Origin of the sequence: Nocardia sp. NPDC056564 (genome assembly GCF_042793755.1) — a bacterium.
GTDB lineage: Bacteria > Actinomycetota > Actinomycetes > Mycobacteriales > Mycobacteriaceae > Nocardia.
Window position 1 is genome coordinate 142,098 of sequence record NZ_JBHTUR010000003.1, and the last position, 20,416, is coordinate 162,513.

Below are 20,416 nucleotides of genomic sequence, written 5' to 3' on the forward strand. Positions count from 1 at the left end.
CTGAACCGGGCAACACCGGCATGCTCACTCAGATGACGAACACGGCGATCCCGGTACTCGCGGGCCGGCCTATGACCGGCCGAACCGAGACTGTGTCGTGGGCACTGCGGTGCCCGACGAACTGAGACCTGAGTATCGGGACTCGGAATCGCAGGCCCAGTTCGGCACCATCCAGCTGCTGGACGGGCGTGCCCCTGAGTCGATCACCGTCGAGTTTCGCAAGGGCAGAGTACAACTCAGTGCCGGTCGTCTCCCCGTGCGTTGCGGCACCCGACAGACCAGCGACCCAGCGATCGCTCAGCGGCGGTAGAAGTCGCCGAAGGTCCATTCGACGTTCAGGCCGCGGCCGGTGCCGGCGGGGCCGCGGGTCAGGGCGGGGAGGACGTCGGTGAGCAGGAGGTGGCGGAGGACTCGTTCGCGGAGGTGGTCGTCGGCTACCTCGGGGAAGTATTCGCGTTGGTTGGAGGGGACCAGGACGGCGTCGACGAATTCGGATTCGGACATCTCGAACGATCGAACCTGCATGGCGCCCAGGAAATGTGGGGTGAGGGCGGCCGCTACGGCGAACCGGTCGTTCGCGGTGGGCAGGATGCGACGGTCGGAGCGGCCGAAGGCTTGGATTCGTTCCTCCTCGGACAATCGAGCGGCCGCCGCGGCCGCGGTGCGCACCGCGGCGGGTAGCCCGTCGACGCGGAACGAGTCCGCCTCGGCGATCAGCTGCATCCAGTGCTGCCGGGCCAGCCGGTTGGGGTCGTGGAACAGCACCGAGGACTCGGCCGCCGGCCCGAGATCCGGTGTGCTCCAGATCAATCGGCCGCCCGGCACCAGCACCTCGGCGAGGTTGGCGGCGACCTGGGTGAACGCCCGCGCGGGGATCAGGTGGAACACCATGTTGGCCATGACGACATCCATCGCCAGGCCTCCGGTGACGTCCCGCAGCTCGCGGAAGGCCTTGTCCCGCGACTGCATCGAATGAAACCGCGTCCACGGGCACCCCTTCAGCAGCTCGTACCCTTTGGCGAACCAGCCGGAGGGTATGTCCACCAGGTGGATTTCGAACTCGGCACCGACCCGGGCGAGCCGTTCCGCGAGTTCGATGTCGCGGCAGGCTTTGATCAGTTCGATGGCGGCCAGCCCGGTGCCCGCGCCGTAATCCATGACCCGGATGACCTCGCCGGGTGTGGCAGTCTGTGCCCGGCGCTCTATCTCCAGCAGCACGTCTTTGACGACCACACCGGTGGCCGCCGCACACCACCCGCGCGGCTGGTGAATGTCGCCACCGTCGAACAACAACCGGTGCAGTCCCTCCCCATCGGTGAGGTCGACCGAATCGTCCGGCCGCCAGGTATCGTGCCGCTGTGGCGAGGCGGCGGCCGCGAACGACGGATCCACCTCGGGCCGTACCGCCAAGCGGTTCAGGCTGATTGCCACGAACGGCTTCCGCGCCGGATACCGCTGCTCCAGGTAGGCGATCGACTCCAGTCCCGCATTCCGGCAGCACCGCAGGTAGGCGGCGTGATCGACGAGCAACTGGTGCGAGTATCCGTGGTAGGCGTCGAAGGCGATGCTGTGCAGCGACCCGATGTGCCGCCGCACCACCTGGGGCGGCACCGAATGCGCCTCCAGCACGACCATGCCGTGCTTGCGAATGTTGTTGCGCCACCGGCGCAGATGCTCCGTCAGATCGTCCTCGATCGCACGGTCGGACAGCGCATGCCCCGCCGAATCGACGGACGCACCACTCGACCGTCCGCCCGGCACCGCGCCCCGAGCGCCCCGGAACTCCCGATTGTGATCGATGAAGCTGCGGATGTGCAGCCCGTCCTCGACCGCGACGCCGACCTCCTCCAGCTGGATGCGCACGCCGTCCGGATCGCTGATGTCCCCGGCCAGCAGCCGCGCCGGAACTCCGGCCTCGCGCAGGGTTTCCCGAGCGCAGTCCAATGCCGCCTCGTTGACATCGATGCCGACCATCAGCAGCGGATCGGTGTCCAGGCAGCGCCCGCGCAACGTCGATTCCCGAATGAGGTGATACAGCCGGGCCAGCCATGTCCCGTCACCACAGCCCATGTCGGCAATGAACGCGGGTTGACTGGAAACCGGTGCCCGATCGAAGATCTCGACGAAGATCCGATCCGCATCCGCGTAGTAGCGGCGATGCGCGTGCCCGCTCGCCACCACGTTCAGCTCCCGATTGACATGCCACTCGGGCACGCCGAACTCGGTCGTCACGACCAACTCGCCCCGATACAACTCGGGTAGCCGGGCGAACATCGGCAGATACGACCCCACCATCCCGAAATGCGTGGCGAACGCGCACAACTCACGCCCACCACCGGTCCAGCTCGCATCGGCATCGACGTACCCGGACGTCTGCAGGAGCCGCAACGCCGCGCGCCCGAATCGATCGGCGGGCAACACCGGTCCCTCGGCAGCCAACGCGCCCGACGCTTGCAGATGCAGCACCGTCGGGACGATCAGGCCCCCTTCGAAATGCACCGGGGAATGCGCCCGCGCGAGCCCGAACTCCCGCCGCCACAACTCCACCGACCCGACCAGCGCCTCGTACTCCGCGACGAGATCGCCGCGCCACGGCACAGCCCAGGAATCCGGTGCCGGATCGTCGAACGAAGCCAGAAACCGCCCCACCCGCAGATAACCCGCCGGCGCGTCGGCAACCGCCCGCCCGGCCCGCGTCCAATTCAGGAACACCGACATCGGGTCGAGCTCGGGAGCCTCGCGCAACCACCCCTGCGCCACCAGCGACCGCAACGCCACCCGAAGGTATCCGAACCCGCTCGGCGTCAAATCCGGCACGAGTTTCCGCAACGACCGCTCACCACCGGAATCCGGTGTCAGCAAACCCAATCGGTCGAGCGCGCGCAGCGTGACCGAAAGGACAACCCCATCGTCGTACAGAAAACACTTGCGCCGCATAGCACTGCGGAAATCGATGGTCTGCGATTCTTGCACAGTCATGGTGTCGTCGCCTCAACTTCATGTTTCGGGCAGATGGAATGGCAGACCCGCCGGTCAGGCTCGATCAGGCGCGAACGCGGTCCGAATCCCCTGCCGTCATGCTGGTTTCGGCCAGCAGCCGAAGCCGGCGCCGGTCCAATTTGCCGCTCGGCACCTGCGGCAGCGCGTCCACGACGTGCAGCACGGCCGGCACCATGTGCTCGGGCAGCGTGGCCCGCAGGCGTTCTCGGATCGCGGCGGTATCGGTTCCCGCATCGGCTACCACAAACGCCACCAGGATCAGATCGATGCCCTCGCTGCCGGCCGGCGTCACGCCACACGCGTTGACCTCCGGGTAGTCGCTGAGCGCGGATTCGACCTCGCCGAGTTCCACCCGGAAGCCCCGGACCTTCACCTGGCTGTCCGCGCGGCCCAGATGATCGATGTTCCCGTCCTCCCGGCGCCGGGCCAGATCCCCGGTCCGGTACATCCGTTCGCCGACGCCGTCGGGTGCGGGCAGAAACCGCGCCGCGGTCAGCCCGGGCTGCCGCCAATAGCCGAAGGACAGTTGGGCACCGGCGATGTAGAGCTCGCCGATCTCGCCGGGCGCCAATTCGTGGCCTGCGTCGTCGAGCACATACGCGCGATTTCCCGGAATCGGAATGCCGATCGGCGGCAGCGGCGGCCACGCGTCCGGGTCGTCGGCCAGCGGATGATTGATGACGGTATGGGCCTCCGACGGCCCGTACTGCTGGAACAACCGGCACTGCGGCAACTTCTTCAGCAGCGCCCGAAGCGCATTCGTGCACTGCAACTGCTCCCCCGCCGGAATGATCTCGCGCAGCCGCACCGCGTCCAGGTCGACCTCGTCGGCCACCATCACCAGCGACTGCAACCCGACGTAGGGCAGGAATATCCGGTTGATCTCCGCGCGGATGATCAGATCCCAGGTGCGCACCGGATTCCGCCGCGTGCTGTCGTCGATGCACACCAGGGTCCCGCCGGAGATCAGGGTCGCGAATATCTCCTGCATCGCGACGTCGAACGAGATCGCCCCGTATTGCAGCGTCCGGCTCCCCGCGCCGGACACCGACGCACTCGCCTGCCAGCGCACCAGATTGGCCAGCCCGGAGTGCGGCATCAGCATGCCCTTGGGCCGCCCGGTGGATCCGGAGGTGAACAGCAGGCAGCACCCGCTCGCCGGATCCGGCTCGACGAGCGGGTCCGCGGGCAGGTCCGACCGGTCCTCGAAAATCTTTGGTATGACGAATGATTCACGGCCCTCTGAAACAAAGGGCGCGACGGTGTGCGCATGCCCGACCACCACCGCCGCGCCGCTGTCGTCCACCATCATGCGCAGCCTCGGCTGCGGATACGTGACGTCCAGCGGAAGCACCGCCGCGCCCGACCGCAGGATCCCGACCAACCCGACCAGCAGGCTCGCGGACCGCTCGGCCGCCAGCGCGACGACCTGCCCCGCCCCGACGCCCCTGCCCCGCAGCCCGTGCGCGATCCGCGCCGACTCCCGCCACAGCTCGGCATACGACAGACTCTGCGCATCGTCCACGACCGCCGGGTTGTCCGGGTAGTCGGCCACGGCCGCGGCGATCCCGCCGACCACTGTGCGCGAACCGATTTCGCTGTGCATCACCGGAGAAACCCCCGCTCGGCGTCGAGACCCTTCAACTGCTGTTCGATCTCGGAGACCACCGCGCCGAGGCCGGGATTGCGCAGGACGCTGTGGTGGTCGCCGTCGATCTCCCGCACCACCAGCCCCGGTGCGAATTCGCGCCACGTCTGCGCCATCCCCGGCGGCGACTGCGTCGCGGGCAGTAGGTGCACGGGCCCGGCGTACTGCCCCGGCGGGCGATACGCCGCCACGTTGAGCATGTGCGAGCGGTACACCGCGAACTGGCGCATCATCTCCTCCAGATCCAGCACCTCGGGTGCGGCAGAACCCCACCGTTCCAACAGATCCGCGAACACGCGCCGCGGCGACAGGCGGTCGAGCCCGGACAGCACCGGCAGCTCGACGCCGAAATCCGCACTGACACTGTGCAAATAACCCTCGGCCAGCCGCGCCTCCGCGTCCGGCGCGGCGGCATCGACCTCGAAGAGCGCGGAGTCGATCAGCGTCAGCGGCACCTCCCGTCCGCCCCGCTGCGCGTGCACGCGCGCCATCTCGAACGCCACGACGCCGCCGAGCGACCAGCCGACCAGCGCGAACGGTCCGTTCAGCACGTCTTCGGGCAGCTGATCGAGATACCGCTCGGCCAACGCGGTGACCGAGGGTCCCGGATCGCGGCCTTCGAACGCGTACACCGTGCGGTTGCTCAACGCGGTAGCCAAAGCGACATAGGGGAATACGCCGCCGCTGGCCGGATGCACGGCGACCACGGGCACTGGCTCGAACCCGGCCTGGATCTCGACCAGATTGCTCAGCGCCCCGGCCCCGCCGGACATGCTGATCACCCGCGCCGCCAGATCGGCCACCGTGCGATGCCGGAACAGCACGCTGACCGGCAGATCGATCCGGGTCGCCTGCCGCAGCCTGCTCATCAGCTGGATGGCCAGCAGCGAATGCCCGCCGAGCAGGAAGAAGTTGTCGTGGATGCCGACCTCGTCGACCTCGAGCACGGAACGCCAGATGTCGACGAGCAGCCGCTCGGTGTCGTTGCGCGGCGCGACCCGCTCGACATCGCTGTCGTCCCCGTCGATCTCGCGCAGGGCCGCCGAGTCGACGGTGCCCCGTGCGGTCAGCGGCAGCGCGTCGAGGAAGACGAATGACCTGGGCACCAACGGGCCCGGCACCAGTCGTTGCGCGTGTGCCCGCACGTCGTCGCGCAGTTCTGCCCGATCGGTTTGTGCCGCCGGCGCAGTGGCGAGATAGGCGACGAATCGCGAGGCACCGGCGGGATCGGCGATCGCGAGGACCCGCGCGTCACGCACCGACCGATGCGCGGTCAGTGGCGATTCCACCTCGCCCAACGACACTCGGACCTGCCGCAGAAGCACCTGTGCCGCTTCCGGTCCCAGCAGCTCCAGCTGCCCGTCCTCCCGGAACCGCCCGAGGTCTCCGGTCGCGACATCGCCGCCCGGCGCATGGCTCACCCACACCCGGCCGGGAGCACCGATCGGAAGCGGGTGCCCGTCGACATCCCGAATCCGAACCGCGAGGCCCGGATAGACCCTGCCTGCGACATCCCGCCCGAGCGGCCGATCGTCGAGGCACCGGCGCGCCGCGATGTCACCGATCCCGGCGACCCGGTAGACAGACCAGAATTCGGTGTCCGGCAGCAGCCGCAGGCACCGCGCCTCCAGCTCGACACTCAACGGCTCGTGTGTGCTGAGCACCCTGCGGATGCTGGGCGAAAGTCGCTTCCGCTCAACGGCATCCATCACCTGACTCAGCAGGCCCGGCGCGATGCACAGGGTGTCGACGGCTTCCGTCGCGAGCGCGCTCGACACCGCGTCCAGCAGTCCGGCCCGAACGTCGATCAGTACCAGCTGCGCGCCGGCCTCCAGCGCCCAGACCGCCTCGTCGAGTTCGACCGCCGCGGGCGCCATGGCGAACAACACGACACCACGCGGCGGCACCGGAAACCGCGCCCGCCGACGATCCACCGCATGGCGCGCACTCGCACCGAGCCCATTGCGCCACAAGGGAATCAGCTCATCGACCAACCAGCGGTAGGCGCCGGTCGCCGCATCGTTCGGCGCCGGGATCGGCGTACCGTCCGCGAACACGGTGTGCGGCCCCACCCGAACCACCGGCTCGCCCGGATTCGGCGCGGAGCCAAGCGAACTCGCCCCCACCGCGCCACCCACCCGGTCGAACTCCGCCAGATCCGCCGCATCGAACAGATCCAGCGCGGACAGCGGCACCTCCGGCCGCGCGATGGCCGCCGCGATCAGTCGCTCCAGCAGCGTGGTCATCCGCGCCACCGCCGCCGGGTTGAGCAGCTCCCGGTTGTACAACCAGCTGCCGCCCATTTCCTCCTCAGCGACGAACACATTGAATTCCAGGTCGAACCGCACGATCCCGGTGTCGAACGGCACCAGGTCGGCGTCCAGATTCGGCAGGCGCACCCGGTCGTTCGACGCGGTCTGGAAGTTGAACAGCACCTGGAAGATCGGCGTCACCGTCGGATTGCGGTCCGGCTGGAGCTCGATCACCAGCTTCTCGAACGGCATGTCCTGATGCGCGAACATGTCCAGCGTGCGTTCGTGCCCGCGCTGGATGGCCTCGGCGAGGCTGGGCTGTCCGGTCATGTCCATGCGCATGACCAGCGTGTTGACGAAGAATCCGATCATGCCCTGCAACGCGCTGTGCGTCTGGCCCGCCGTCGCGACGCCGACCACGATGTCGTCCTGCGCGCAGAACCGCTGCAACAGCGCGGTGAAGCAGGCCAGCACCACCACCGACGGCGTGGTCTTCGCCTTGGCGGCGAAAGCCAGCAGGTCCTCGCGTAATTGACGGGGATACGCGAATTCGTGGACGCCACCGTTGGCGCGCTGATGGGCGGGTCGCGGCGCGTCATGTGGCAGTTGCAGCAAGCCGGGCGCCCCATCGAGGCAATTGCGCCAGAAGTCGTTCAGCTCGTCCAGCCGCGGCCCGGACAGCCGCGTCCGCTGCCAGACCGCGTAATCGATGTACTGATGCGGCAATGTCGGCAGCGCCGCCGGGGCACCACCACGCAGCTGCGCGTAGAGCCCGTCCAGCTCGCGGAACAGGGTGACGATCGACCAGCCGTCGCAGACGATGTGATGCACGGTCAGCGCGATCAGATGCGCGTCCGGGGCGACCCGGACCAGGAGCACGCGCAGCATCGGCCCGGTCGCGAGATCGAACGGCCGCCGGATCGAGGTGCGCACCAACTGATCTGCGGCGGCGGCCGGGTCGGGTTCGGCGCTGACATCGTGACTGTCGATCTCCGGCCGGAAGCCAGGGCCGACCCGCTGCACCGGGACACCGTCCCGGCTGACGAACACGGTCCGCAGCACCTCGTGCCGGTCGATGACCACTTCGAGCGCTCGCGCGAACGCGACCGGATCGGGCGGTGTGCTCGTCCGCAGCACCACCGGGACGTTGTACGCGCAGCTGCCCGGAACCAGGCTGTCCAGAATCCACAACCGCCGCTGCGCGAAGGACACCGGACCCGTGCGCCCGGCCGATTTTCGCTCGGCGCCGGCCAGCATCTCCGCGAGCAGCCGGCGTTTGTCCGCGACGTCCATGTTCGCGATCGGACTGTGCATGCTGTCCCCGTCTCCTATCGTCGCGCTCGCCGTCGACACGACGGTGCTGAACGCGCAGGCCGGAATGAGCCGCCCGGCTCGGGACGAGTCCACAGGGTCGAACCTGCCGACTCTTCAGTCTCTGACGACTACTCGACATAGTCATCGAAGATACGACATTTATGTCACACCAGGTCATGCGCGTCAAGGCCGCTGCGAACCCGGCGAAGTGTGGCCTGTTCGCAGTGTTGTATTCGGTCGACAACCGATGACTTCGGTCCGACGGATGTACGGGTTTCCGGGCACGCCAGACCTACACCGGCCCCCGGCACGGCCCGTTCGGCGGCTCAGCGCAAATTCTGTAGCCGGACCTGCCCGCGGGCGACCAGACTGCCCACCGCGTCCACCGTCTCCACCACCCAAACCTGGTGCGTCGCACCGCGATGCACCGGCAACGCGGTCGAGGTCAGCTTCCCGTTGGCCGCGGTGGCGGGCAGGAAGAAGTCGGTGGCGTTGCTGACCCCCACCACCATGCCGCGATCACCGAGCCAGCAGTCCGCGGCCACGCTGGCGACCGACTCCACCACCGCGCAGTGCACGCCACCGTGCAGGATGCCGTGCGGCTGTAGCAGGTCGCCGCGCACCGTCCAGCCCGCGACCACCCGATCCGGGCCGACCTGCTCGAATCGCAGGCCCAGGTGCTCGATGTAGGGTCCGAGACCCAGCTCGACTTTGTCTGTTGTTCCGGCCATTGCTCATCCCACCGCTCGATCGACCCTTACCGTCAGCCGACTCAGTCCGCACGCGCGCGCGACATGCGCCGCCTCCCGGTCGAGCTCCGCGCGCGGCAGGTCGGCGCCGCCCGGGAGCGGGGTCACCACCAGCTCGGGGCCGGCCAGCTCCCACACGCCGCCGATCCGGCCGTCCACCAGGACGATCGGCGATATCCAGCCGGACGTGCGGCTCACCGCGGCGCGATGCGCCTGCGGCAGGATCATGTCGTCTTTGGTCCCGGGACCGAGGATGTACTGGTCGAAGCCGCCGAGCAGGCGGATACCCGAGCATTCGGCGGTGTCGGCGAGTTCGGCCGCGTGTTCGGTGGCGATCACCGACTTGCGCCCCTCGACGTCGACCTCGGTCAGCTCATCGCCCAGGTCCGCGAACCACTTTCGCAGCCTCGGCTTGCTCGTACCGTTCAGCGACAGCCACCGATCGAACGCCTCGGGCGTGCTCGGACCGTACGCGCCCAGATACGCTCTGATCACCGTGGCCGCCGCCGCGTCCAGCTCCGGCGCCTTCGCCCAATCCGGGTACCGGCCGGCCGGCCGCGTGAAGGTCACCTTGGTGCCCTCATTCGGACCGTGACACAGCACGCCGCGCCAGGCGAGGGGTTTCAAGACCTGGCCCCAGCCCGACCGCAGCCTGGACTCCAGGGCGGCGAAGCGCTTGTCCGACACCAGTTCCCGGACCAGCTGGTCGCGGGTGAGCACCGTGCCGTCGAGCAGGTCGGCCACCTTGTCGGTCAGTTCGTCGATGTGGCGCGGCGTGACGCCGGAAGCTCGCTGCCAGGATGGTTTCCGCCAGGAGCCGTTGGCCTCGAGCAGTGTCAGATACGCGCTCGCCGCACCGGGCGGCAGCAGATGCAAGGTCCCGCGCATCGCCCAGGTCTTCATCAGCGTGAGCCCGGCGACGTCCCGGTTGACGCTGTCCCGGTCGGGCGCCGACTGCCGCACCGCGACGGCCAACTCGGCGGCACTCCAGACCTGAACCTGTACACCACACAGTCTGCCGACGATCTCGTGCGCCGTCCCGGTGCCGCGCGGATCCAGGTATTGCCGCCGCATCCGCCACGCGGAAACCTGCGCCGCACTGACCTTCACGCAGCCTCCTCTAGTGAATAGCACCCCACACTACACCCGGTATGTAGTCTCCGCGCGGCCCGGTCCGGCCCAATATTCCGGGCATGACCGGCGCATCTCGCCCGGTCGGTACGCTAGCCCGCCTCTCGTATGTCGAGTACAGTGTCGCTGGAGACATCACCGATACTGTGCGAGTGTGCGGAGGAAGTCCCGACAGAAACCACACACTATTCACCGTATCTCGGGGTGACCCGTCGGCCCGCCGCACTGACGATGCGGCGCTCGAGACTCGTGACGGTGCACTGCCCCGATGGTCGAGCGCACCCTTTCGGCCACGATCCCTGCGCGGACGACGGCCGCGGACGGCGCTCGCCGAGGGCGATAGGAGAGGAACGGGGAGATGATCGAGCAACGAGACGAGACCGCCGACGCCTTACAGCAGCGACTGGCCGCCCTCAGCCCCGCGCAGCGGGCTCTCGTGGAACGCATCATGGCCGAGCGCGGCGCGGAATCGCCAGGGACCATCCGCAGGCGGCCGGCCGGACTCACCCACATACCCGCGTCGTTCGAACAAGAGCGCCTCTGGTTCATGAACGAGCTGTTCACCCAGCGCCAGATCTTCAACGTGCCCACCGCTTTACGACTGCGCGGCCCACTCGATGTCGAGGCGCTGCGCCGATCCGTCGCCCGGGTGGTCGAGCGGCACGAGGCCCTGCGCACGGTCCTCGTGCTGCAGGACGACAACCCTCGCCAGGTCGTGCTCGACCACATGGACGTGCCGCTCGTCCTGCACCCGTTCCGGGATCTGCCCGACCCGGCCCAGGCCGCGCGCGACCACGCCTCGGCGTCGGTGGGCGAGCCGTTCGACCTGCTCACCGGCCCACTGCTGCGCTGCGACGTGTACGAGATCGGGCCCGACGATCATCTGTTCGTCCTCGTGCAGCACCACATCGTCTCCGACACTTGGTCTTTGGGCATCCTGCTCACCGAGCTCGGCGCGTACTACTCCGGCGAACTCGGCAAGCCGGTCGCGCTCGCGCCGCTCGACGTGCAGTATCCGGACTTCGCCTACTGGCAACGGGAGATCCTCGACAAGCAATCCCTGGAGCGCCAGCTCGACTTCTGGCGCACCCAGCTCGCGGGCTACTCCGGCCTGCTCGAGTTGCCGACCGACCGTCCGCGCCAAGCGATTCGGACCTCGCAGGGCAAGTTCTGCCCGATCGAGTTCCCGGTGCGGCTGAGCGCGGCCGCGCGCCGGCTGGCGAAAGAGAACTCCGCCACCCTCAATGTGGTCTTTCTCGCCGTTTACTTCGCCCTGCTGTCCCGGCTGACCCGGCAGCAGGACCTGGTGGTCGGCGTGCCGATCGCCGGCCGCTCGCAGCCCGCGCTGCAACAGCTGCTCGGCTACTTCCTGAACTGGCTGCCGGTCCGCGTCCGGCTCGATGACCGGCCGTCCCTGCGGCAACTCATCCAACGCACGCGAGACGTGTTCGCCGGCGCGCTGATCAACCAGGATCTGCCCTTCGACATGCTGGTCCGCGAGCTGTCCCCGGCCAGGGCGCCCGGCGTGACGCCGGTGTTCCAGACCTCGTTCAGCCTGCGCGACGCCGCCCCGCGGCCGCCGGACCTGCTCGGTTTGGCCGTCGACTTCGCCGAATTGGACGGCGGCGTCACGCATTACGACCTGATGGTCGAGCTGTGGTGCGAAGACGACCGGGTGGTCGGCTACTTCCCGTTCGACGACGCGCTCTTCGACGAGTCCACCGTCGAGACCTATGGCCGCTGGATGATCCGGCTGCTGGCGGAGGGAACGGCCGACCCCGATCGCCCGCTGTGCACGGTCCCGCTGCTGACCGAGGCCGAGCGCGCCGAGCTGGTCGGCGATCGCCGAACCGAACTCGGCGCGGTCGACACCGCGCTGCACGAACGGTTCCGCGCTCAGGCCGTGTGCAGGCCGGACGCGATCGCGGTGTGCGACGAGCACACTCGCTTGTCCTATGCCGAACTGGATCTGCGATCCGACCGGCTGGCGAATGTCCTTGTCGGCCACGGGGTCGGGCCGGGATCGATCGTCGGTCTGCTGGTCGATCGAACCGCAGACCTGCCGACGACCGTGCTCGCCGTGTTGAAATGCGGTGCGGCGTATCTGCCCATCGATCCGGACAGCCCGCCCAGCCGGACCGCGATCCAGCTCACCGACTGCGCGGTGACCGCGGTGCTCACCGCGCCCGAGTTCGCCGACCGGCTCCCGGCGACCTCGGCTCCGCTCATCGAGTTGAACTGGCAGGCAACCGAACTGGCGAATGCCTCCACCGCCGTGGTGCGCGCGGTCGTGCCACCGTCCGCTCCCGCCTACATCATCTACACCTCCGGTTCGACCGGCACGCCGAAGGGCGTGGTGGTCTCCCATGCCAACGTCCTGCGCTTGTTCACCGCGGCCGAGCACGTCTTCGACCTCGGCGAGCACGACGTCTGGACGTTGTTCCACTCCTACGCCTTCGACTATTCGGTCTGGGAGCTGTGGGGTGCGCTGCTGCACGGCGGCCGGGTCGTCGTGGTTCCGCAGTGGCTGACCAGGGTTCCGGACGCGCTGCTGGAGTTGCTCGCGCGCGAGGCGGTGACGGTGCTGAGTCAGACACCCTCCGCCTTCGCCCAGCTCGCCCAGGTCGCCGTCGCCAAGCCGGCCGAACTCGCCCTGCGCTACGTGGTTTTCGGCGGTGAAGCACTGAACTTCGCCACGCTGCACGAGTGGTTCCGCGTCTTCGGCGACCACCGGCCGGAACTGGTGAACATGTACGGCATCACCGAAACCACGGTGCACGTGACCTTTCGGCGGCTGTCCAGCGCGGACGCCGACCGGTCCGGGTCATTGATCGGCCTGCCGCTACCAGACCTGACGCTGTATCTGCTCGATGACGAGCTGGAGCCGGTGCCACCCGGCATCCCGGGCGAGATCTTCGTCGGCGGCGCCGGTGTCACACTCGGCTATCAGCGCGCACCGGCCATGACCGCCGCGCGCATGCTGCCCGACCCGTACAGCTCACAACCCGGCGCCCGGATGTACCGCAGCGGCGACATCGCCATCCGCCGCGGCGACGGCGAACTCGCCTACCTCGGCCGCGCGGACCACCAGTTCAAGATCCGCGGCCACCGGGTGGAACTCGGCGAAACCCATTCCGCGCTACTGAGATTGCCGGAGGTCGCGCAGTGCGCGGTGTTCGTCGCCGACGACCGGGTGGGCACCAAGGCGCTGATGGCCTGCGTCGTCCCCACCGGCGATCAGGCGCCGACCCCGACCCAACTGCGGCGCGCGCTGCTGCGCACCCTGCCCGACTGGATGGTGCCCACCACCATCCTGGTCCAGGACGAACTGCCACTCACCAGCAACGGCAAGATCGATCAGCGCACCCTCGCGGCACTGCAACGCACCGAGGCGAAGTCGCGCGGTTCGATGGCGCCGCCGGACGGCGAGACCGCCACCGCGCTGGCCGCCATCTGGGCGGACATGCTCGGCGTCAACGGGATCGGCGCCGAGGACAACTTCTTCGAGCTCGGCGGGCATTCGCTCATGGTCGTTCAGCTGGTGTCGCGCATTCGCACCGGCTTCGGCCTGGAGGTGCCGATGGAGACGCTGTTCCTCAACTCGAATTTGCAGTCGATGGCTGACCTGCTCGCCGAGCTCGACCGGGACGCGCCCGGCGGGTTGGAGGTCGACGACGACAACTGGATCGCGAGTTTGCCGGAGGCCGAACTCGACGCGCTGCTGGCGGCGATGTCCGGCGATTCCGCGGCGCCGCCCGCGGCCGGGAACGGAGAGGTGGACACGACGATTGCGTAGCCGGTTCGGCCTCGGCGGGATCCGTGCATCGGTACATCACTGATCGGGACTTCTGTATCGACGGAGCCTCGAATTACACTAGGGAAGGCACATGCGGTCACATATTATTGCTCGTATCGACCTGGACGAGGATCGTTTAGCGTCCGATCTGGACTACCTGGCCGGCGTGCCGCGGGTAGAGGAGAAATACGACGAGTTCTCCTCCGGGTATTGGAAGAACATCTCGCTGGCCAACAGCAGCGGACTCACCGACGATACCGAATACCGGGACATCGAGGGTGCCGCGATCACCACCGACCACGGACGTAAGACCACCTACCTCACCGATCTGGTGGAATCGGTCTTCGACCGCAATCGGGTCAAGATGGTGCGCGCCCGAAATCTCATCGACGCCATGGTGCTGCCGCATCGCGACTTCGTCGAACTGGAACGCGACAACGACAACTACTTCCGCACGTTCATGGTGCTGGAGGACAATCCGGAGGCTTTCCACTCCGACAGCGACCATGTTTTCCGGATGCGCCCCGGTGAATTGTGGTATCTCGACGCGGCGGCGGTGCATTCGGCAGTGAATTTCTCGACGGTGTCCCGGCAATCGATTTGCGTCGATTTCGTCCTGGACGCGGACCGGGACGAGGCGGCGATCTTCCGCGATCGCGGCACCTACCACCGCGACACCCAGCCGGAGATCCGGCAGCGCCGGACCTTCACCAGCGCGCACGAACAGCGACTGCTCGCCTTGACCCCGGTGGTCGATCGCCGCAACTTCAAGGACATTCTCTTCCTGCTCGCCAAGGTCCACTTCGACTACGAGGTACCGGCCGAGAAGACCTACGAGTGGCTGCTGCGGATCTGCGACGGCACCGGCGACAAGTATCTGGCGGCCAAGGCCGCCGAGATCAGCGAGTACATGGTCGACGCTAGGGCGCTCGGCGAACGATTCTCCATCAACGACTGGGCGTTGACCGGGTAGCGCCCGGCTCGAGGCCGCGAAGTCATGCCGGTGGTGGCGTGCCGCTCGGACACCCACCACCGCACGCTGCCGCGGCGCTGCTACTTGATCGGCAACTCCTGGACGGCCCACTCGTTGCCGTCCGGATCGGCGAAGTACACGAACTTGCCCCAGCTCAGTTCCTCGACCGGGTTCACGTCCACGCCGGCGTCCAGCAGCTTCTTGTAGGCGTCGTCGGCGCTGGCAACCACGATGTGGACGCCGCGGACACTGCCGGGTTCGCCCTGCGGCATGCCTTTGCCGAGGCAGATGGAGCAGGCCGAGCCGGGCGGGGTGAGCTGCACGAACCGTAGATCACCCTGGGCATTGTCCTGATCGAGAGTGAAACCGATCTTCGTATAGAAGTCCTTGGCACGATCCACGTCGGTCACCGGGATCGCGATGAGCTCGATTTTCCAGTCCATCAGCCAAGCATCCCATCGGGTGCCGACAAAGTCATAGTTTCCATCCAGCAACATCGGCGTTTCGCGGCGCGTCGCTCGCCGTCGGCCGTCCGCCGCGCGACGGCCGGTATCCGCTGGCGGTCAACGACTTCGGTAGCAATACAGTGACATCCGGACTGCGCCTCGCGTAAAATCCGGCCCATGCAATATGTCGTCCTCCTCAGAGGCATCAATGTCGGCGGCAAGAATAAGGTCAGTATGGCCGACCTCAAAGCGGCCCTGGAAGAGGGCGGATTCACCGAGGTGAAAACCTACATCAATTCCGGCAACGTATTGGTGAAGAGTTCACTGTCGACCGCCGAGGTGAACGACGCCGTCGAGAAAATCATCAAGGACACCTTCGGTTTCAAGGTGGACGCGGTCACCCTCACGAAAACCGCGTACAAGAAGATCACCGACGCGCTGCCGGACAACTGGGTCCACGGTAAGTCGATGGGCTGCAACGTGATGTTCCTGTGGGCCGACATCGACTCCCCCGACATCGTCGAAAAGCTGCCCGCCAAGGACGGGATCGACACCGTGAAATACGTTCCCGGCGCGATCCTCTGGGCGTTCGACGGCAAAGACGTCAACAAAACCGGCATCGCCAAACTGGCCGGCCCCGGCCCGGCTCAGCGCATGACCATCCGCAACTGCAACACCGTCCGGAAGATCGCGGGCATGCTCGATTGAGCGAGCCCGTCAGGGCAGGATCGAATCGATGTAGCCACCGTCGACGCGAACCGCGCCGCCGGTGGTCGCGGAGGCGAATTCCGAGCTGAGGTAGACGACCAGGTTGCCGATTTCGGTGGGCTCGATCAGGCGTTGGATCAACGAATACGGACGGTGCTCGCGCATGAACTCACGTTGCGCGTCGTCCCACGGCAATTCGTCGCCGACCAGCTCGCGCACGAAATCTTCCACGCCCGGCGTATGGGTCGGGCCCGCCATCACCGAATTGACGGTAACCCCCGTTCCCGCAGCGGCTTTCGCGTAACCGCGGGTCACCGCGAGCAGCGCGGTCTTGGTGGTGCCGTAGTGCACCATCTCGAGCGGCGTGACCACCGCCGAATCGCTGGCGATGTTCATCACTCGGCCGAAACCACGAGCCATCATGCCCGGCAGGTACATCCGGATGAGCCGGACCGCGGAGAGCACGTTGACCTCGAAGTAGCGCCGCCATTCGTCGTCATCGATCTCGAGCACCGGTTTCGCGCCGAAGATGCCGAGGTTGTTCACCAGGATGTCCGCCTCGTCCACCGCGTCGTGCAGTATGTCGGCACCTGCGGCGGAGGCGAGGTCCGCGGCGACCGCGGTGACGACGGCGTCGGGCACCTCGTCGACGATCGTCGCGCGCGCGGCCTCCGTCTTCGCCCGGTCCCGCCCGTTCACGGTCACCGAGGCACCCGACCTGGCCAACTCGGTGGCGATGGCCAGCCCGATTCCCTGGCTCGAACCTGAAACTATTGCGCGTCGTCCCGATAGATCGATGTGCATGTCTCGATGGTGCCGCACTCGGCCGGACAGGCCGTCCCGACGCGCGGAGAACTACCCGACGCGATTTCGTTCACGCCGAGGGTAATCATCGCGGCCCGCGCCCGAGCGCCCTAGCGTCGAGGGGTGGGTGCTACACGGCGGCGGCCGTTGAAAACCGTTACTGGCGTGAGTGGTTCGACCGATATCTACCAGGCCGCACTGGACCCGGGACAATCCACGCTGGCCTCGGCCATCGAGATCGCGAAACTCGCCGAAGCCAACCGGTTCGACGCGCTGTTCGCCGCGGACCTGCTCAGCTTCGGGAATCAGGGCGCGATCGGCGCGCAGGAGCCGCTGATCTTCGTCTCCGCGCTGAGCTCGGTCACCACCCATGTCGGCCTGATCGCCACCGTGACAACGACTTTCCACCACCCGTTCAACCTGGCCCGCCTGTTCGGCACCCTCGATCACGTCAGCAACGGCCGCGCCGCGTGGAACGCGGTCACCTCCTCGGTCGGCGAGGAGAACTACGGCGACCAGGACCTGCCGTCCCCGGAGGAACGCTACGCACGCGCCGCGGAATCTCTCGAGGTCGTCAACGCACTGTTCGACAGCTGGCGCCCCGGGGCCCTCACCTCGGACGGAAACGGCGGCGCGATCCTCAACGCCGACCTGGTCCGGCCGATCGACTACGTGGGCGAACACTTCACCGTCCGCGGCCCGCTGAACATCCCGCCGCTACCGCAGCGCCGCCCGGTGCAGTTCCAGGCCGGCCAATCCGAGGCGGGCATCGAACTCGGCGCGCGCTTCGCCGAGGTGGTCTTCACCTCGCTGCCCACCCTCGACGACGCCATCACCTATACGAAGAAGATCCGTACCCGCGCAACCGATTTGGGCCGGGCCGACGGGCTGCCCCTGATCATGAGCTCGTTCCACGCCACCTACGGCTCCACCGAAGCCGAAGTCCGCCAGCTGGTCCGCGAACGAGACGAGGCCACCGATTTCGACGCGGGCCGCCTCGCCCTCGCCGATATGCTCGGCGGCGGCGTCGATCTGACCGATCTCCCGCTGGACCGGCCGATCCCGGAACACCTTCTCCCCGAGGTGAACTCGGTCCACCGTCGCCGCGGCCGGGTCGAGATCTTCAGCGGCTTCGCCCGCTCCGGCAAAACCCTGCGCGAGCTGATCATCGCCGCCAAGGACACCGGTCACTGGGCCGCCGCGGGCACCCCCGAGCAACTCGCCGACGCCATCGCCGAACGCTACGACGCCGGCGTGCTGGACGTCATCAGCCTCGGTGGCCTCGCCGACCCCCGCACCCGCGACTTCTTGCTCAACGGCCTGCTCCCGGAACTCCGCCGCCGCAACATCGTCGGCACCGACTACATCGGAAACACCTTCCGGGACAACCTCGAACTCCCACCGCTCCCCCCGCGCGCCGGCGCCTAGCCGGCCGGAGCCAGGCCCGCTGACACACGCGCCCTAGATTTAGCTCTGATTCAGAGCTAATATGGGGCTATGGAGGAAGCGGAACTGGTCGGGCGGCTGATGAGCACGTTCGGCCGTTTTCGCAGGCAGGTGGCCCGCCTGGTCGGGCGATCGTTCGATCGACCAGGGGTCAGCGCGGCGCAGGCGGAGTTCTTGCGCCTCGTCGGCCGCAACCCGAACATCTCGGTGAAGGCGGCGGCCGCCGAACTGGGGCTCGCCCCGAACAGCGTGTCGACCTTCGTCACCGCGTTGGTGAAGGCGGAACTGCTGGTCCGCGAACCGGATCCGGCGGACCGGCGCGCGACCCGGCTGAGCCTGCCCGGCCCGGTTCAGCGATCCGTCGACGAGACCCGCAGGCGCAGACACGATCTGGTCGCGACCGCGCTCGCGGAGCTGACCGCCGCCGAACGCGCGGAGCTGATCCGCGGCCTGGAGGTCGTCGGCAAGCTCACCGGGATCCTGCACGAACACGAGCAGAGGACGCGCAGATGAGATCGAATTCCGTTGCCCCACCTGATGACTCCCCCGCCGTCGAATGCACCGGCCTCACCCACCGCTACGGCGAGCACACCGTGGTCGACCACCTGGACCTGCGCATCGATCGGGGCGAGGTGTTCGGCCTGCTCGGTCCCAACGGCGCGGGCAAGACCACCACGATCCGCCTGCTCACCACCCTGATGCCGGTCGAGGAGGGCACCGTCCGGGTCCTCGGTTTCGAGGTCGGCCGCCGCGACATCGATATCCGGTACAACCTCGGTTATGTCCCGCAACAACTTTCGATCGAGGGTGCGCTCACCGGCCGGCAGAACGTCACCTGGTTCGCCCGGCTGTTCGACGTTCCGCGCCGGGAACGCGCCGACCGGGTGACCGAGGTGCTGGCCGCCATGGACCTGCTCGACGTGGCCGACCGGCTCGCCTCGAGCTACTCCGGCGGCATGGTCCGCCGGCTGGAACTGGCCCAGGCCCTGGTCAACCGGCCCGCCCTGCTGGTCCTCGACGAACCCACCGTCGGCCTCGATCCCATTGCCCGCGACAGCGTCTGGGAGCGCGTGCGCGACCTGCGCCACCGCTTCGGCACCACGGTCCTGCTCACCACCCACTACATGGCCGAGGCCGACCTGCTCTGCGACCGAGTCGCCCTGCTGCACCGGGGGAAGCTGCAAACCGTCGGCTCACCCGGCGAGCTCAAGGCGGCCCTCGGCCCCGATGCCAGCCTCGAAGACGTCTTCCGCCATCACGGCGCCGACCTCGACGAGGACTCGACCACCGAAGGAGGGTTGCGCGGTGTCCGAAGCACCCGCCGTACCGCTCAACGCGCCGGCTGACCACCCACCTCTGCGCCTGGCGCCGCACGGCCTCGCGCGACTGCGCACCCTCGGCTCACGCATCGGCACCTTCGCCCTCGTCGAGCTCCAGAAGCTGCGCCACGACCGCACCGAACTCGTCACGCGCGCAGTGCAACCCGCGCTGTGGCTGCTGATCTTCGGTACCACCTTCGCCCGGCTGCACACCATCCCCACCGGGAACATGCCCTACCTGGACTTCCTGGCGCCTGGCATCATCGCGCAGTCGGCGCTGTTCATCGCGATCTTCTACGGCATCATGCTGATCTGGGACCGCGACGCCGGAATCCTGAACAAGCTCATGGTCACCCCCACGCCCCGCGCCGCGCTGATCACCGGCAAATGCTTCGCCGCCGGCGTCCGCGCGGTCGCCCAGGTGCTGATCATCGTGGCGCTGGCGCTGATCATGGGCGTGCACCTGACGATGAACCCGCTGAAGCTGCTCGGCGCGGTGGTCGCCGTGCTCCTCGGCGCCTCGTTCTTCGCCTGCCTGTCCATGACGATCGCGGGCCTGGTGGTGAAGCGCGATCGCCTGATGGGCATCGGTCAGGCGATCACCATGCCCCTGTTCTTCGCCTCCAATGCCCTCTACCCGCTGGACCTGATGCCCGGCTGGTTGCGCGTGATCAGTCACGTGAATCCGCTCAGCTACGAGGTCGACGCCCTGCGCGGGCTGCTCGTCGGCGGCACCTACCACCTCTGGCTCGACCTCGGCGTCCTCGTCGTGTCGGCGGTCCTCGGAATCGCCTGCGCCGCATACCTGCTCGGCCGACTGACCCGATAGC

Annotated in this window: 14 protein-coding genes; 7 read left to right on the plus strand and 7 right to left on the minus strand. The window is 67.8% G+C overall.

The genetic code is table 11. The annotated features are described in order from the left end of the window. Window positions 1-297: 297 nt before the first annotated feature. The 5 genes from ACFQ9K_RS08590 to ACFQ9K_RS08610 all read right to left on the minus strand — a co-directional run bounded on the left by ACFQ9K_RS08590 (window position 298) and on the right by ACFQ9K_RS08610 (window position 10,073). Window positions 298-2,979, minus strand: a complete 2,682-nt coding sequence (locus ACFQ9K_RS08590) for a class I SAM-dependent methyltransferase (RefSeq protein WP_378714697.1) — start codon at window positions 2,977-2,979, stop codon at window positions 298-300. Between the two features lie 64 nt (window positions 2,980-3,043). Next, a complete protein-coding gene (locus tag ACFQ9K_RS08595) occupies window positions 3,044-4,606 on the minus strand; it encodes an amino acid adenylation domain-containing protein (RefSeq protein WP_378714751.1) in 1,563 nt (520 codons plus the stop codon). Next, window positions 4,606-8,307, minus strand: coding sequence for a condensation domain-containing protein (locus ACFQ9K_RS08600; RefSeq protein WP_378714695.1), 3,702 nt, complete (start codon window positions 8,305-8,307; stop codon window positions 4,606-4,608). Before ACFQ9K_RS08600 ends, ACFQ9K_RS08595 begins: the two co-directional genes overlap by 1 nt. Window positions 8,308-8,540: 233 nt before the next feature. After that, window positions 8,541-8,945, minus strand: a complete 405-nt coding sequence (locus ACFQ9K_RS08605; RefSeq protein WP_378714694.1) for a PaaI family thioesterase — start codon at window positions 8,943-8,945, stop codon at window positions 8,541-8,543. 3 nt (window positions 8,946-8,948) lie between these two features. After that, window positions 8,949-10,073 (minus strand): winged helix DNA-binding domain-containing protein, encoded by a 1,125-nt coding sequence (locus tag ACFQ9K_RS08610; RefSeq protein WP_378714692.1) that lies wholly within the window; start codon window positions 10,071-10,073, stop codon window positions 8,949-8,951. A gap of 379 nt (window positions 10,074-10,452) precedes the next feature. Here ACFQ9K_RS08610 and ACFQ9K_RS08615 point away from each other — a divergent pair, with 379 nt between their 5' ends. Next, complete coding sequence (locus ACFQ9K_RS08615; RefSeq protein WP_378714690.1) at window positions 10,453-13,890, plus strand: amino acid adenylation domain-containing protein; 3,438 nt, start codon at window positions 10,453-10,455, stop codon at window positions 13,888-13,890. A gap of 91 nt (window positions 13,891-13,981) precedes the next feature. Beyond that, complete coding sequence (locus ACFQ9K_RS08620) at window positions 13,982-14,863, plus strand: aspartyl/asparaginyl beta-hydroxylase domain-containing protein (RefSeq protein ID WP_378714688.1); 882 nt, start codon at window positions 13,982-13,984, stop codon at window positions 14,861-14,863. Between the two features lie 80 nt (window positions 14,864-14,943). Here the strand turns inward: ACFQ9K_RS08620 and ACFQ9K_RS08625 are convergent, their stop codons facing one another. After that, window positions 14,944-15,306, minus strand: coding sequence for a VOC family protein (locus tag ACFQ9K_RS08625; protein WP_378714686.1), 363 nt, complete (start codon window positions 15,304-15,306; stop codon window positions 14,944-14,946). Window positions 15,307-15,486: 180 nt separating this feature from the next. Between ACFQ9K_RS08625 and ACFQ9K_RS08630 the strand changes: the two genes are divergently transcribed. Beyond that, a complete protein-coding gene (locus tag ACFQ9K_RS08630) occupies window positions 15,487-16,017 on the plus strand; it encodes a DUF1697 domain-containing protein (RefSeq protein WP_378714684.1) in 531 nt (176 codons plus the stop codon). Window positions 16,018-16,026: 9 nt separating this feature from the next. Here ACFQ9K_RS08630 and ACFQ9K_RS08635 read toward each other — a convergent pair whose 3' ends face one another. Beyond that, window positions 16,027-16,821 carry an SDR family NAD(P)-dependent oxidoreductase gene (locus ACFQ9K_RS08635; protein ID WP_378714682.1) on the minus strand — a complete coding sequence of 265 codons (795 nt, stop codon included), beginning with the start codon at window positions 16,819-16,821 and terminating at the stop codon, window positions 16,027-16,029. 123 nt (window positions 16,822-16,944) lie between these two features. Here ACFQ9K_RS08635 and ACFQ9K_RS08640 point away from each other — a divergent pair, with 123 nt between their 5' ends. The 4 genes from ACFQ9K_RS08640 to ACFQ9K_RS08655 all read left to right on the plus strand — a co-directional run bounded on the left by ACFQ9K_RS08640 (window position 16,945) and on the right by ACFQ9K_RS08655 (window position 20,415). Next, the gene (locus ACFQ9K_RS08640) at window positions 16,945-18,249 is read left to right on the plus strand and encodes an NtaA/DmoA family FMN-dependent monooxygenase (protein ID WP_378714680.1); all 1,305 of its coding nucleotides are present in this window, start codon (window positions 16,945-16,947) and stop codon (window positions 18,247-18,249) included. Between the two features lie 69 nt (window positions 18,250-18,318). Continuing rightward, window positions 18,319-18,780, plus strand: coding sequence for a MarR family winged helix-turn-helix transcriptional regulator (locus ACFQ9K_RS08645; protein ID WP_378714678.1), 462 nt, complete (start codon window positions 18,319-18,321; stop codon window positions 18,778-18,780). Beyond that, window positions 18,777-19,613: an ATP-binding cassette domain-containing protein gene (locus ACFQ9K_RS08650; protein ID WP_378714677.1), complete on the plus strand. Its 837-nt coding sequence runs from the start codon at window positions 18,777-18,779 to the stop codon at window positions 19,611-19,613. The genes ACFQ9K_RS08645 and ACFQ9K_RS08650 overlap by 4 nt, the downstream gene beginning before the upstream one ends. After that, window positions 19,573-20,415: an ABC transporter permease gene (locus ACFQ9K_RS08655; protein WP_378714675.1), complete on the plus strand. Its 843-nt coding sequence runs from the start codon at window positions 19,573-19,575 to the stop codon at window positions 20,413-20,415. The genes ACFQ9K_RS08650 and ACFQ9K_RS08655 overlap by 41 nt, the downstream gene beginning before the upstream one ends. The last annotated feature ends 1 nt before the right edge of the window (window position 20,416 follow it).